This is a genomic window from Shewanella saliphila, assembly GCF_014648295.1.
Classification (GTDB): Bacteria; Pseudomonadota; Gammaproteobacteria; order Enterobacterales; family Shewanellaceae; genus Shewanella; species Shewanella saliphila.
On record NZ_BMQV01000112.1, the window covers coordinates 1 to 676 of the forward strand.

Below are 676 nucleotides of genomic sequence, written 5' to 3' on the forward strand. Positions count from 1 at the left end.
GGTATTAATTCTGTTTAAACGTGTATTAACACTTTGATATTCGTCCCAGAAGTCATTAGCCATCAGTTTAATAATCGGACGTTGTGACGCATCGTTAATGATGTCCCACATAGCCACTTCAAATGCATTATAGCCTTGGGCAAAGCAAATCCCAAAATCGACTAATACACCCCGAATTTGATTAGTGCAGGCAGTTTTCTCCTTCACTAAACGTTCTCTGACTCGGTGTAACATCAATATTTCTTGCTGCTCTTCGGTTTTCACTGGCACAAAACGAATGTTTGGCCTAAAGCTGGCTTCAAAAATCGCCATTGTGTCATTGTTGTCATTTTTACTGCCTCGCACGAACGGGGTGACATGTTGTGCTGGAATGAGCTTAACGTTATGCCCCATAGCAAGACATTTTCGTCCCCAGTAATGGGATGAATAACAAGCCTCAAAGACCACATCGCAATGGGGTTGTTGCAACATAAACTCAATCAGCTGAGTGCGATTGAAACGTTTATTGAAGACTTGCTTTGCATGGCTATCCATTCCTAAAACTTGGAAAACATTTTTTGCCAAATCAATCGCAATAGTGGTAACTTTCATGGTGGACGCTCCTTAAGTAACTGTATGGTTCAACATCAGTTTGGCGCATTGACGCCGTATTAGGGAGCGTCCATCTCATCACCCA

General features: G+C 42.2%; 1 protein-coding gene. It reads right to left on the reverse strand.

The features are described 5' to 3' along the window. On the reverse strand, positions 1-591 hold a 591-nt coding region (locus IEY48_RS20320), incomplete at its 3' end, for an IS110 family RNA-guided transposase (RefSeq protein ID WP_188923347.1). Positions 592-676: the final 85 nt, after the last annotated feature.